A 13,467-nucleotide genomic window follows, 5' to 3' on the forward strand; every position below is an offset into this window, starting at 1 on the left:
ACTTATGGAGGTTCATATGAAATTAGGATTTTTAACTGGGATTATGGGAGATATGTCAATATATGAAAAAATACAATGGGCTCATAAGATAGGATTTGAAACATTAGAAGTTTCATGCTGGCCTAAAACAAATTCCAGAGATTATTCAGGAAGCGATATAGATGTAGTAAATTTTACTAAAGAAGAGGCAAATAAGTTGAATGCTTTTCTTAAAGAAAATGAGATGACAATTGTAACTCTTGCTTATTATGACAATAATCTGGATCATGATCCTGTGAAGAGAAAAGGATATAATGATCATCTAATGAAAGTAATAGATGCAGCCTCACTTTTAGGAGTAAAAAATGTAGGAACTTTCATAGGAAGAGATATGACCCTTCCAATAGAGGAAAATTTTGATGAGATGGAAAAAGTTTTCAAGCCTATACTTGAGTATGCGAAAGAAAAAAATGTAAGAATAATAATAGAAAACTGTTCTATGCCAGGGTGGCATGAAAGCGGATGGGCAGGGACTATCTCATATTCTCCAGAATTGTGGGATGAGATGTTTAAAAGACTTCCATATGATAATTTTGGATTGAATTACGATCCATCACATTTATTATGGCTGGGAATAGACTATATTCAAGCTTTGAAAGATTACAAGGATAAAATATTTGAAGTTCATGCTAAAGATACAGAGGTATTTGAGGATAAGAAAAAATATTACAGTATTTTAGGAAAGCAATTAGGGAGAAAGGATAGCTGGGATCTGGGATTCTGGAGACATAGAATGCCAGGAAAAGGTGATATAGACTGGAAAAAATTTATTGATACACTAAAAGAAATTGGGTATGATGATGAGTTGGTAATAGAGCATGAAGATTTAGAGTATCAGGATACAGTTGAAAAAGTAAAAGAGGGTCTTGAATTGGGGTATAAATATTTAAAGGAAAGGATGTAGGAGGCAGAGATGAAGAAAATAAGGGTAGGAATAATTGGATGCGGTTCTATAACTGAAAAAAGACATGCTCCTGAATATCTGGATAATCCCCATGTGGAAATAGCAGCATTTTATGATTTGAATAAAAAAAGAGCTGAATTAATGGTAGAAAAATTTGGTGGAAAAGCTGTAGATGAATATATGGATATTTTAAATGATCCAGAAATAGATGCAGTAAGTGATTGTACTCCTAATAATATGCACTGTATTATCTCTACAAAAGCTATGGAGCTTGGGAAACATGTATTGTGTGAAAAGCCTATGACTAAAAATGTAGAGGAAGCAGAGAAAATAGCAGATATGCAGAAAAAAACTGGAAAAATATTTATGATGGATCATAATCAGAGATTTACAGAAGCTCATAAAAGAGTGAGAGAGATAATAAGAAGTGGAGAATTAGGAAAAGTAATCACTTTCAGAACTACTTTTGGACATGGAGGCCCTGAATCATGGACAGAGAGTAAATCTAAAAATACATGGTTTTTCCAAAAAGATAAATGTGAATTTGGGGTAATAGGAGATTTGGGAGTTCATAAAATAGATCTTATCAGATATCTTACAGACTCAGAATTTGAAAGTGTATGTGGAATGGGAGGAACTCTTCATAAAACTTTTGAGAATGGAGATCCTGTAGAAGTTTATGACAATGCAATCTGTGTATTAAAAATGGTATGTGGAGCAATAGGGACAGGAACTTTCAGCTGGACATATTATGGACAGGAAGATAATTCAACTGTTTTGTATATGGAGAAGGGGATAATTAGAATATATGATGATCCTAAATATCAGATTAAAATAATCTATGAAGATGGAAAAATGGAAGAGCTGGAAGTTGAAGCTATACAGACAAATGACAATCAGACAAAAACTGGTGTAATAGATGCTTTTGTAAATACTATTTTAAGAAATGAAGAATCTCCTGTAACAGCAGAAGATGGACTTATTTCTATAAAAGTAGTAAAAGGAATAATAAAAGCTATTGAAGAGAAAAAGGAGATAAAATTATAAAAAAATAATAAGGACAGCGGTTTAAGTTAACAGCTGTCCTTTTAATATTATAGAATAGATATTACTTTAAAAAAAAATAAATACTATTACATGATTATAAAAATGCTACCTCTAATTTCAAAAGAGCTTCTTTAAGTTCATCAGTTGTTTTATCTTCTTTATCCCAAGTTACATGATATATTCTGCTTCGATATTTAATATTTTTAATTCTTGAAAAGGCTTTATTCAGAGGATCTTCTTCTAAAAGTCCCAACATCACAAAATCACGTTTAGGGGAAATTTTTAGCAGTTGTGTGATAAGTTCATATCCAAGTTCGACATTGTTATCTTTTACCATTATTCCCATAGATGTATAGTCAGCAGAGTGATTTTCCTTTGGAAATGAAGGATATTTTAAAAGTCGTGTAGGAAGTTTTGAAATATATTTGTAGATTCCCAAATAATTTTTTATCACATATTTCTTATAATCTTGTTGGTTGAGGAGATATCCTATTCCCAATAATTGAGAATTTTCATAGATACCATAAAATTCTCCATTTTTTAAATCATTGCTGTTCAATGAAGGGTATGTGAGATTATATTTTTGAGCTTCTTTTATATAAAACTCTTCAGCTTGAGAAAAATCACATCTAGTTATTTGAAAATTTGTTTTCTTGAAATTTCCTGTTTTACAAAAATATACAATATAACTGTCAAGAAATCTATATTCAGGCATATTTTTATGTCTTTTTTCCAAAAGCAGGAGAGCAGCTGTATTTTCTTCAAGAATAGAACTGTAGTAAAAGTCTATATAATTTTTAGTTTCTTCATAAAAAAATCTATATATCTCTGGGATGCACATGACTCTTCTCTGATATTCAGGAATAATCTTTAACCCTGTAAGATATCCAGCTCTTTTAATTTTTCCATTTACAAGGGCAGGTCTTACTATACATCCTCCCATCCCAACAGCTTCTCCATGTTCTTTTTCTTTGAGAATATATATAAAAGATTCAGTTCCTTCTTTCTCAAAAGAAGCAAGGGGGTCATTCCCTCTTAGATATTGAACTTCTATCCCACCACTAAAACTCCCACTGTTCATGATTTTTTCAATATCTCCAGTATCTTTTTTTTCTGCCCTTGTTAGAGTAAATTTTTTATTTTGGAAACTCATCTAAATTCCTCCCTATAGGTACATTTATTTTTTGATCAATTTCATTGTTTATACTTAAATTCATTATCCAAAAGAGGCTCCACAGCATAGGACTGCTATATTTCATAGCCTGTATTCCTCTTTTGAATACAGTTTTAAAGGAAGCAAATTCCTTTCTTGCATTCTGACATGCTTTACTTAGGTCTTCAGGACTCATTTGTTTAGGTTTAAATGCCAGCTCTCCATAGTTGTAATTTTCTTCCAGCCACCATTTATCATACAACAGTCTGTTGTCATTTTTCAATCTATCATAGAGTTTTGTCCCAGGAAAGGGAAGTAAATGATTGAATGCTGCTGTATAAAAATTATGTTTCTTGGAAAATTCAACTGCCTTTTTTATAGTATCTTGGGTATCATTGTCATAACCAAAGACAAAAGTAGCATAAATTCCTATTCCAGCATTATGTATTCGCTGAACAAGCTCATCTCGCTCAGCTTCCATGATATTTACAGCTTTATTCATCTGTTTAAGATTATCTGTATCAAGACTTTCAAAACCTATCAATATTATTTCGCAGCCACTTTTTTTCATTGCAGTAAGAAGATCCTTGTCTTTTGCCATATTTAGAGTTCCTTGTCCAGCCCATTTTATTTTTAAAGGTTCTAGTTTTCTAAAAAGTTCCATGGCATTTTTTCTGTCTGCTACTAGATTATCATCTACTAAAAAGTGATATTTATGTTTAGAATCCTTTATATCCCTTACTATGTCTTCATGAGGTCTAGGGTAGTAATGAAATTTATAGTATCCTGCTATAGCACAAAACTCACAGCTGTTACAACATCCTCGCCCTGTTTCCACAAGAGATACAGGTACATATTTTTTTCCTTCAAATATACTTTTATCAGGCTGAATATGAAGATATGTTGTTTCTCCTTTGTATTTTTTCTTTAGAGTATTGGAACGGCAGTCTTCTATTACCTCATTCCATATCGTCTCTGCATTTCCAGTGATAATGCAGTCTGCATACTTTTCTGCTTCTTTGGGTATCAAAGTTACATGATATCCACCTAATATTACTTTTATTCCTCTTCTCCTGAAATTTTCTGCTATTTCATAGCTTCTCTTAGCAGTATAGGTTTCCACAGGAATTATCACTGCATCAGCTTTAGCTCCATAATCTATCAATTCGATTCTATCATCATAGAGGACTGTTTCTACATCTAAAGGAGTAAGAGATTTTAATACTGCTATTGTAAGAGGTTCCATTTTCCATGTTCCTATATATTTTTCACCTTTTTTCTTTCCAATGGCAGGAACAATAAATATTATTTTCAATTCTTATTTCCTCCTTCTGATAAAGGTATATCTGAGTTATCACACATAACTTCTTTAGTGAAATACTCATATTTTTTTGCATAATTTCTATAGCCAAAATTTAAAGGAAAAGAAAGCCATGGACTATGATTAAAAGGAGCCAACCTCTTTAAAATATTTTTTGCTTTATATGTTTCATTCCATGCCCATGCAGTTCCATCTTCTAATTGTTTTTTTGTCATTTTTTTAGGTTGGAATACACAATGCTCTACATCGTACATTGCCCAATTATGTTCTATTATTCTTCCTTGTTTTTCCAATTCAGCATAAAAATCAGTTTTAGGGAAAGGTGTAAGAATACTATATCTAGGGAGATCAATTTTTGATTTTATTACAGCTTCCACTGTTCTTTCGAAAACAGAAACATCCTCTTCATCTCCTCCAAAAGCAAAGCATCCTTGTACAAGTATTCCATTATCATGAAGCCTCTTCATAAGTTCTGAATATCCATTTACATTATTTATTCCCTTGTTCACATATTTTTGAGAGTCCTGAGAGATAGATTCAAAACCTATAAGAAGACCTTTGCATCCACTTTTATGAAAAATATCTATCAGTTCATCATCTATTCCAACAGATGATGTTGCCAGCCCCAGCCAGTATTTATTTAGAGGTATCATTTCTCTAAAAAGTTCTAGTGCATATTCTCTGTCTGCTATGAGATTTACATCTGGAAAGAGAACTATTTTTGAGTTAAAAGTTTCTATTTCTTCTATTACTTCCTTCACAGGACGTTTATATATTTTCTTTCCAAAAGCTGCAGGATAGGCACAGAAAGTACAAGGAAGAGAGCAGCCTCTTACAGCTTCTATTGTATTTTTTGTTATGTATCCTTTTTTCAATAGATCTCTTCTTGGTAATGGCTTTCCTCCCATAGAAAAATCATTTCCCTGTACATAGAGTCTTTTTAATTGTTTTAGTTTAAAATCCATTATCATCTGAGGAAATGTAAATTCTGAAAATCCTGTCATTACAACGTCTGCATGTTTTAGAGCTTCATCTGGCATAAGAGAAGGATGCACCCCCCCAAGGACAGTTTTTATCCCTCTACTTCTAAAATAATCTGAATAAGCATAACATCTTTGAGCAGTTCCTGTAATACATGTAATAACAATGAGGTCAGCTTTTAGATTTAAAGGTATTTTTTCAGATGATTCATCAAATATTTCAACATCTGCATCTATTTCTGCAGGTATAAGTGATGCCAGTGTTGTGAGAGTAAGAGGCGCATAATGAAGCACCTTCCCAAAATTTCCATTATATCTGTGCATAGCCCCAGATGGAGCTAAGAAAACTATCCTCATTTTTCCCCCTTTTGTAAATATCCTGTATACACTTTATCCCATCCATTTTCTAGAGAAAGTATTTTCAGTTTTATGTCTCCTAATCTCTGCCCTTTTTTTAAGCAGTATTCTGTATATTCTTTTTCAGGTTCTCCTGTAAGTATGAATACTTCAATCTCTTTTAACTGACCAAGTTTTCTGCAGTAATCATAATGGAAGTTTCTTCTGAACATCTCATCTATTTTTGAGTTAGAGATTTTCCACTGATTTTTCAAATAAAGTCTGTATCTATTTTTTTCTGGTGTCAGCATAAAATATTGTGCTTTCAGCTCTTTATAAATTTTACCTGCAAACTCTTCACTGATCTTTTCTCCAAAAAGATCAGTGACAATTCCTTTTCTTCCAGAAAATTTGATGACAGGATTTCCATTTTTAACAGTTATCACTGTGATTATATCTCCTATACAATATCTATACAAACCACCACTTGTAGTAAGTACTATTTCATAATTTTTTCCAGCTTCTAGCTGATAAACAAGTTTTATATCTCTGGATTCCATTTCTATAAATTCAAAAAAATGTGAATAATAACTTATTCTGCTTCCTTCTTCATCTCCAATAGGAAAGGAAAGAAACCCCTCAGTAGCAAGAATTCCCTTTGGTTGTATTGCTGCTGTTTTAAAAATATTTTTCAGATCATTAATATAGTGGGCAGCATTTCCATCACCCCAGCAGCTGATAACTTTTAAATCTTTCCATACCTCAGAATATTCACCATTGATAAGATAATTTTCTATTTCTTTTCTTCTTCTAAGTGAAATTTTTTTTAAAAGCTCCTCTTTATTTTTCTCGATATATTGTATCAGCAGAAGCAAAAATGATGGACTCCATACAGATATAAGAGAAAGATTTTTTGTTTCTAAAAGTTTTACAGCTGTTTTTAAATAAAAATTATCTATGTCTTTTTCTAGCTTTATATTTTTAGGAGAGGCAAATATTATATCCATAAGATAATTTTCTATTTTGCCAAAATATTCACTATCCTCTTCAAAACCAATTGGAATTCCTCCAGATGTATATTTTTTTTCAGTAGTCATGGGAGTAACAGACCAGTAACTTTTTCCCTTTTTTATTTCAGAAAAATTATTATATAGAGAGTATATCCATGGTTTAATTCCAGCTTGAAATTCTCTTTTTAATCCTTCTGTATATGGAATTAATTTACTAGATGACATAGAGCCGCTTGTTGGTTCCAAAAGAATTATTCCCTCTTTAGTAAGGATATTTTTTTCACCATTTTTTATCAGTTCTATATATTCCAGATAGTCTTCATAATTTGTGAGAGGAACTTTTTCTCTATATTCTTCAGGTGTTTTTATCTCACTAAAGTTGTATTTTTTCCCATATAAAGTATCTTTATTTTTTTCAAGAATCTCTTTGAATTTCTCTTCTTGAACTTCTTTGATATTTTTGCAGCTCATATATTTTTTGTACTCTTTTTTATAAAGGGAGCAGATGAGTGTATTTACAAACCAACATATCATTTTTCTCTCTCCAATGAAAGCAAAGATTTTACCTCATTTAAGAGATTATCTTTTTTGAGTTTTGTGATGCATACCATATCATTTCCCATAAAATATTTTGGATTTTTTTCTTGAAAAAATTTTATATCTTTATTTTTCAAATGTCTTTCTGTAATATCTGCAACTCCCTCTTTCAATTTATCTTTTTTTATTTTTTTATATTCTATAACTCCAGTTTTTTTATTATATTCTTTAGGATAAAAATTTTCACCAAAATTATCCATTATTTTTTTCATCTCTACTGGTATTTCTGTAAGGGAGTTTGGATAAAATTCTCTAAAAAAAGTTGGAAGAATTTTATATGTTTTATATCCTTTGACAATGAGAAACCAGTAAAAATCTTCATATTTTTCACCTATATCAAAGAAAAAATCTGCAAATATTCTGAATAATTCCAAACTTCCCCAGTTACTTTTATGTATTATTGTATCCCCAGAAAATATTCCATATATTTCCTTTCCTTCAACAGAAAAATTTATTAGCTTTTGTGTTGAAAAACCTTTTATATTACCTTTTTCATCTCTTAATATTATACAATAATCTTTGTTATAAAAATCCATTGTAAAAATATCCTTTTCCATATTGTCATAAAATTTTGTCATAAGTTCATACATTTCATCAATATCTTTATTGTTAATTTTGTCTATACTAACAATTTTTCCTTTTAGATTCATTTGCTCTCCCTTATTTATTTCCAAATTTCATTCCTTGTTTTTTATGTACCTCTTTTCTAAAAAGAGGATTATAGATAAGATATGTAAAAAATCTATATGGTGTTCTCATATTTGTTTTAAAGTCAAAAGCTCTTCTAAATATGGAGAAAGGGCTGTTGAATTTTTTACGACACCAGAAAGAAATTTCTGTTAACTCATCAGGTGTCATATTTTTAGGAAGAATAGCTGAATAATTAAATTTATATTCATCATGAAGCCACCATTTTCCATCATAGAGAAGTCTTCCTTCCTCCTTTAGTTTTTCATAAAGGGGAGTTCCTGGATAAGGCATCAAAATATTGTATGCTGCAAAACAGAATTTATTTTCAATAGCAAAGTTACAAGTTTCCTGAATGCTTTCTATAGTATCTCCATCATGTCCAACTGTAAATGCTGCCCATGTTTGAAGCCCCCAATTTCTCAATATTTCTATTTCTTTTTTGTATTTATCAAATTTTTTTTGTCTATTTGAACTTTTATTCATATTTTTGAGGTTTTCTTCATTTATAGATTCAAATCCTATTACCAATCCTAAACAGCCGCTTTTTACCATGAGTTCCATGAGTTCATTGTCATAAAGCATATCCATACTTCCTTGGCTTACCCATTTTATTTTTAATGGGATTAATGCTTTGAATAGTTCCTTTGCTTTTTGAAAATCTGCTGTGATATTGTCATCTACAAAGAAAATTAATTTTCTTTTCTGGCTTTTTATTTCTGTGACAACATCTTCTACTCTTCTGCAAAAGTGTTTGTTTTTAAAATATGCACTGGAAGCACAGAAATTACATCTATACCTGCATCCTCTGGAAAATTGGATAAGAGTTATAGGAAGATATCCCTTTCCTTCAAAAATATCTCTTCTTGCAATAATATTTTTCTGAGGAATGAGAGGTTGCTCCCCCTCATATTTTTTTTTCAATTTTCCAACTCTTAGATCTTTTATCATTTCTTCCCATACAGGTTCAGCATCCCCAACTATAATAGAATCACAGTGTTCCTGAACTTCAGATGGTATCAACATTGCATGCATTCCCCCCATAAGGGTTTTTACACCTTTATTTCTATAGTTTTCAGCTATTTCATAAGCTCGTTTAGCTGTGAAAGTTTCAACTGTGAGTACTGCTAAATCTGTATATTCATCATAAGGAATTTCTTCCATTCTGTCATCATACATCACTACTTTTATATCTTCTGGGGTAAGGGCAGCTAATATTCCTAACTGGAGAGGTTCCATTCTTCCTTCATCTACATAAAGATTATCTCCCTTTTTTCCGATATTAGGCTTTATCAATGTTATTTTCATTTCATCTTCCTCCCAGTACTCTTCCTTGTTTTTGATGAATCTCTTTTCTAGAAACTATATTTATCAAAAGATATATCCACATATTTTTCAAAGAAAGATGAAGTCTGTTTTTTATCAATCTTTTTAATATATTCTTTATACTGTAAAATTCAAAACGAGCATCTCTGCATAGATTTTTTAAATCTTCAGAAGACATTCCTACAGGGGTATATACAGTATCTCCGTAACAATACCCTTCCTTCAGCCACCATTTTTTATATAGCAATCTTTCTGATTTTTCCAGTCTATCATAAAGTTTTGTGCCTGGCATAGGTATTAAAGGGTTAAAATTTGCAACTGCAAAGTTATGTTTGTGAGCAAAATCTACTGTTCCTTTTACATTTTCCAAGGTATCATAGTCATATCCAAATATGAAAGTACCATATATAAGTAATCCATGTTTATATATATTTTCCACAGCACTATCATAATTACTAATTGTTAGATTAGCTTTTTTATTCATTTGTTGAAGATTCAGACTGTTCATAGATTCAAAACCTATTAATACCATAAAACAGCCACTTTTTTTCATTTCTTCCAGCATATCATCTTGGAAAGCTATCTCTAAACTTATTTGACATACCCATCTTTTTTTTAAAGGCTTTATTATCTGAAGAAATTTAAAAAAACTTTCTTTATTATAAAAGAGATTATCATCAATAAAGAATAGTATTTTTTCTTTAAGAACTTTCAATTCTCTTTCTACAATATCCCAGTTTTTCTGTCTTACATTTTTTTGATACATTGATTTTATGGAGCAGAAATCACAGTCAAATTTACACCCTCTGGAAAATTGTACTACTCCTACAGGTTGATATTTCTTTCCTTCAAAAGATTTGTGATAATGTTCGATATATCCAAGATCCCTATTAAATTTCGATACATATATTTTTTTTAATTTGCCTTTCTGATAATCTTCAATCATTTTACTCCATGTATCTTCAGCATCTCCTACTAAGACACAATCACAGTATAGTTTACTCTCTTCTGGCAATACAGTGGAATGGAATCCGCCAATAACAGTGATATTATCATCTTTTTTATATTTTTGGGATAACATATATGTTCTCTTGATAGAAAAAGTTTCTGCTGAAAAAACAATTATGTCAGAATTTATTTCTGTGGGAAGTTTTTCTATCCTGTCATCAAAAAATTCTAACTCAATCCCTTCAGGGGTAAGACTGTCAAGTATAGGAAATATAAGAGGTTTCATTGCGTCATTGCTGTTCTTCTCAAACATATTTACTCTTATTATTGTTACCTTCATTCTAATCTCCTTGTATTCCTAGGTATTTAAAGCCTATATTTGCTCCAAGGAGTATGAACTTTTCTGTGAGAGTTTTATTTGAAGAATTTTTTATTCTAAACCATATATTTTTAAATGTGTAGGTTTTTCTCCATACTTTTCTGTATATTTCATCCAGTCTTTCCATAGACATATTCTCTGGTTGAAAAACTGTGTTGTTTTGTGTATATTTAGACCAGTCTTTTATAATTATTCGGCCTTCTTTGTCCATTTTTCTATATAGTTCAGAATTTGGCAAAGGAGTCAAAATAGAAAATCTTGCCAAATCTAGTCCTAAATATTTTATTTTTTCAGGGAGTGCCAGTAAATCTTCTTCAGTGTCTCCATCCATTCCCAATACAAAACAACCATTTATTGCTATATTATATTTATGAGCTCTATCTATGCAATCTTTATATCTTTCTACATTGGAAAATTTTTTATTTACTCCTTTTAAAGTTTCTTCTCTAAGAGATTCAAACCCTATGAGAATACCTGAACATCCGCTTCTTTTGGCAGCTTCCATAAGCTCATCGTCAAAAGGAGCATCAGCTGTACCATTTCCAGCCCATTTTATTTTTAGTTTTTCCATTTCTTTCATTAATTTTAAAGAATACTCTTTAGGATAGAAGAAATTTGGGTCAAAAAATATTATTTTATCGCTTTTTAAACTTTTTATTTCTTCAATCACATCTTCTACTGGTCTGGGATTACTTTTCCACATCTCGCTTATAGCACAAAAACTACATTTGTTATCACAGCCTCTATCAGCTATTACTGGTGATACCTTCATATATCTCTTGCTTTTTATCACATTCCTTGGAACCATTTTTATTTTTCTTACATCTATATTTTGATTATTATATATTTTTTTAGGTTCTCCCTTGAGATAATCATGAAAAAATTCAGGAAGAGATATCTCACCTGCTCCTATTATTACAGTATCACAATGTTCTGCTGCTTCTTTAGGTACAGCAGAGGTGTGATATCCTCCCATTACAATATATGCACCTCTTTTTTTAAATTCTTTTGAATGTATATATGCCTGTTTGCTGGAAGAGGTATCAAAAGAAATTACAATAATATCATATTTTTTATTATTATAATCTACTTTATATGATATTTCATCACAAACATCTATTTCTGCACTTATATCTTTTGGTACTAGTGATACCAATGTAGGTAAAGTGAGTGATGGATATGTCATTAGATTGGAAAATATTCCTCTGTATGATTTTTCTGTTTTGTTCCAAGCATGAATAAAAAGTATTTTTAAAATATCAATCCCTCCCTTAATGTTTCTTATTACTATTATAGTATATTTTTTCTATAAAAATAAGAAGTAATATTTATTGAGAGTCAATATACAGGAACTATTTCAATAAAAATTGTATACAATAATATTTCTGAAATCCACAAATAAATCTGGTTAAAAGAAAATATAGTGGTTAAAAATTTCTTTTTTAGATATTTAGTGGGGATTTATAAGTTCTGTTGTAAAACTGCAAAAAGTAATAAAACTTCAATTTTTAAATATGGGTTAGTAAATATAAATATTGTATTTTTCAAAAGTTAAAATTTTTTTATAAAGTTAAGGTGTTTTAATTGAAATTTATCAAAGAGGTTTTTAATTATCCAAAGGAAAAGGAAATATTTTACATTAAAGCTTAATAAATATCTTCTTTTTATTGACATTTCATATGTATTATGATATACTTTACCGTAGATTACGCTTGGAAAGGGTCATCAGCAACCCTAAACCAGCGATTGCAATACTTTTGGAGGTGTTAAAATGTACGCAGTTATAAAAACTGGTGGTAAACAGTACAAAGTAGCAGAAGGTGACGTATTAAGAGTAGAAAAATTAAATGCTGAAGTTAACGCAACTGTAGAATTAACTGAAGTTCTTTTAGTAGCTAATGGAGAAACTGTAAAAGTTGGAACTCCTGTAGTTGACGGAGCTAAGGTTGTAGCAGAAGTAGTAGCTCAAGGTAAAGGTGCTAAAGTTGTTAACTTCAAATACAAGCCAAAAACAGGATACCACAGAAAAAAAGGTCACAGACAATCATTTACTGAGATCAAAGTTACTTCAATCAACGCTTAATTAATTTATGACAAGAGTTGAAATCTTTAGAAAAAATGGTAGAATTGTGGGATACAAGGCTACTGGTCATTCGGACTATGCTGAATATGGAGAAGATATAGTATGTGCAGCCCTGTCAATGGCATTACAAATGCCTTTAGGGGGAATGCAGGACGTTCTTGAGCTGATACCCAAATTTGATATAGATTCTGATGGATACCTTAGGGTAGATATGAGAGGAATGGATAATAAAGGTAAAGAAAGGGAACTAGATACTCTTCTAGAAAGCATGGCTTTAATGGTTGAAAATTTATCAAAAGAATATCCTAAAAATGTAAAGCTTGTAGAGAAGGAGGAAAAATAGATGCAATTTACTTTAAATATACAATTATTTGCACATAAAAAAGGGCAAGGTTCTGTTAAAAACGGAAGAGACTCAAATCCTAAATATCTTGGAATCAAAAAATATGATGGAGAAGTTGTTAAAGCTGGAAACATCATAGTTAGACAAAGAGGAACTGCTATACATGCAGGAAATAATATGGGAATGGGTAAAGATCATACTTTGTTTGCTCTAATTGATGGGTATGTAAAATTTGAAAGACTTGGAAAAGACAAAAAACAAGTTTCAATTTACTCTGAAAAATAATAGCATTTAATAAAAATACTGAGAAGCTA

Annotated in this window: 13 protein-coding genes; 5 read left to right on the forward strand and 8 right to left on the reverse strand. The window is 30.7% G+C overall.

The window, feature by feature from the left end; translation table 11 throughout:
• Positions 1 to 16 precede the first annotated feature (16 nt).
• Together E0E45_RS16855 and E0E45_RS16860 are read left to right on the forward strand one after the other, a co-directional pair.
• Positions 17 to 943 carry a sugar phosphate isomerase/epimerase family protein gene (locus E0E45_RS16855; protein WP_130892203.1) on the forward strand — a complete coding sequence of 309 codons (927 nt, stop codon included), beginning with the start codon at positions 17 to 19 and terminating at the stop codon, positions 941 to 943.
• A 9-nt stretch (positions 944 to 952) separates the two neighbouring features.
• A complete protein-coding gene (locus tag E0E45_RS16860; RefSeq protein WP_130892204.1) occupies positions 953 to 1,990 on the forward strand; it encodes a Gfo/Idh/MocA family protein in 1,038 nt (345 codons plus the stop codon).
• Positions 1,991 to 2,084: 94 nt separating this feature from the next.
• On the opposite strand, the gene E0E45_RS16865 is transcribed toward E0E45_RS16860, so the two are convergent.
• Genes E0E45_RS16865 through E0E45_RS16900 form a run of 8 tightly spaced genes read right to left on the reverse strand, consistent with a single transcriptional unit; the run spans position 2,085 to position 11,913 of the window.
• Positions 2,085 to 3,143 (reverse strand): hypothetical protein, encoded by a 1,059-nt coding sequence (locus tag E0E45_RS16865; protein ID WP_130892205.1) that lies wholly within the window; start codon positions 3,141 to 3,143, stop codon positions 2,085 to 2,087.
• Positions 3,127 to 4,458 carry a B12-binding domain-containing radical SAM protein gene (locus E0E45_RS16870; protein WP_130892206.1) on the reverse strand — a complete coding sequence of 444 codons (1,332 nt, stop codon included), beginning with the start codon at positions 4,456 to 4,458 and terminating at the stop codon, positions 3,127 to 3,129. The genes E0E45_RS16865 and E0E45_RS16870 overlap by 17 nt, the downstream gene beginning before the upstream one ends.
• Positions 4,455 to 5,801: a B12-binding domain-containing radical SAM protein gene (locus E0E45_RS16875; protein ID WP_130892207.1), complete on the reverse strand. Its 1,347-nt coding sequence runs from the start codon at positions 5,799 to 5,801 to the stop codon at positions 4,455 to 4,457. The genes E0E45_RS16870 and E0E45_RS16875 overlap by 4 nt, the downstream gene beginning before the upstream one ends.
• Positions 5,798 to 7,261, reverse strand: coding sequence for a GH3 auxin-responsive promoter family protein (locus E0E45_RS16880; RefSeq protein WP_232044143.1), 1,464 nt, complete (start codon positions 7,259 to 7,261; stop codon positions 5,798 to 5,800). Before E0E45_RS16880 ends, E0E45_RS16875 begins: the two co-directional genes overlap by 4 nt.
• Positions 7,262 to 7,320: 59 nt before the next feature.
• Positions 7,321 to 8,037 (reverse strand): hypothetical protein, encoded by a 717-nt coding sequence (locus E0E45_RS16885; RefSeq protein ID WP_130892209.1) that lies wholly within the window; start codon positions 8,035 to 8,037, stop codon positions 7,321 to 7,323.
• A gap of 10 nt (positions 8,038 to 8,047) precedes the next feature.
• The gene (locus E0E45_RS16890; protein WP_130892210.1) at positions 8,048 to 9,382 is read right to left on the reverse strand and encodes a B12-binding domain-containing radical SAM protein; all 1,335 of its coding nucleotides are present in this window, start codon (positions 9,380 to 9,382) and stop codon (positions 8,048 to 8,050) included.
• Position 9,383: 1 nt separating this feature from the next.
• Positions 9,384 to 10,688 carry a B12-binding domain-containing radical SAM protein gene (locus E0E45_RS16895; protein ID WP_130892211.1) on the reverse strand — a complete coding sequence of 435 codons (1,305 nt, stop codon included), beginning with the start codon at positions 10,686 to 10,688 and terminating at the stop codon, positions 9,384 to 9,386.
• 1 nt (position 10,689) lies between these two features.
• Positions 10,690 to 11,913 (reverse strand): B12-binding domain-containing radical SAM protein, encoded by a 1,224-nt coding sequence (locus E0E45_RS16900; protein WP_130892212.1) that lies wholly within the window; start codon positions 11,911 to 11,913, stop codon positions 10,690 to 10,692.
• Between the two features lie 585 nt (positions 11,914 to 12,498).
• Between E0E45_RS16900 and rplU the strand changes: the two genes are divergently transcribed.
• From rplU to rpmA, 3 genes are read left to right on the forward strand one after another with little or no spacing between them, the layout of a single operon-like run.
• A complete protein-coding gene (gene rplU, locus E0E45_RS16905; RefSeq protein WP_130892213.1) occupies positions 12,499 to 12,810 on the forward strand; it encodes a 50S ribosomal protein L21 in 312 nt (103 codons plus the stop codon).
• 7 nt (positions 12,811 to 12,817) lie between these two features.
• The gene (locus E0E45_RS16910) at positions 12,818 to 13,153 is read left to right on the forward strand and encodes a ribosomal-processing cysteine protease Prp (RefSeq protein ID WP_005978932.1); all 336 of its coding nucleotides are present in this window, start codon (positions 12,818 to 12,820) and stop codon (positions 13,151 to 13,153) included.
• The gene (gene rpmA / locus E0E45_RS16915; protein WP_005949932.1) at positions 13,154 to 13,438 is read left to right on the forward strand and encodes a 50S ribosomal protein L27; all 285 of its coding nucleotides are present in this window, start codon (positions 13,154 to 13,156) and stop codon (positions 13,436 to 13,438) included. It begins immediately after the preceding gene.
• Positions 13,439 to 13,467 lie beyond the last annotated feature (29 nt).

The sequence above is a fragment of the Fusobacterium ulcerans ATCC 49185 genome (assembly GCF_900683735.1).
GTDB classification, from domain to species: Bacteria; Fusobacteriota; Fusobacteriia; order Fusobacteriales; family Fusobacteriaceae; genus Fusobacterium_A; species Fusobacterium_A ulcerans_A.